General features: G+C 62.4%; 1 pseudogene. It reads right to left on the minus strand.

From position 1 onward, the window contains the following. Positions 1-271: pseudogene (locus tag SB753_RS37420) on the minus strand (NAD(P)H-quinone oxidoreductase); the annotation flags it as partial.

The following is a 271-nucleotide window of genomic DNA, read 5'->3' on the forward strand; positions in this document are numbered from 1 at the left end:
GCGCATCGTCGAGATCGAAGGTTTGATAGATCACGGGCTTCACCGCGCCGCTTCGAATCTGCGGCCACACCTTTCGCTCGAGATCCTCGATCAACGCCGCTTTTTCCTCATGCGTGCGCGAGCGCAGCGTCGAGCCGATGTGCGTAAGGCGTTTCGCCAGCATCGGGAACAGGTCGAGTGCTGGCGCCGGGCCCTTGATGATGCCGATTTGCACGATGCGGCCGTTCATCGCGGACGCCGCGTAGTTCCGCGCGACGTAGTCGCCAGCAAT

This window comes from Paraburkholderia sp. SIMBA_053, assembly GCF_046534895.1.
In the GTDB taxonomy this organism is placed as follows: domain Bacteria; phylum Pseudomonadota; class Gammaproteobacteria; order Burkholderiales; family Burkholderiaceae; genus Paraburkholderia; species Paraburkholderia caledonica.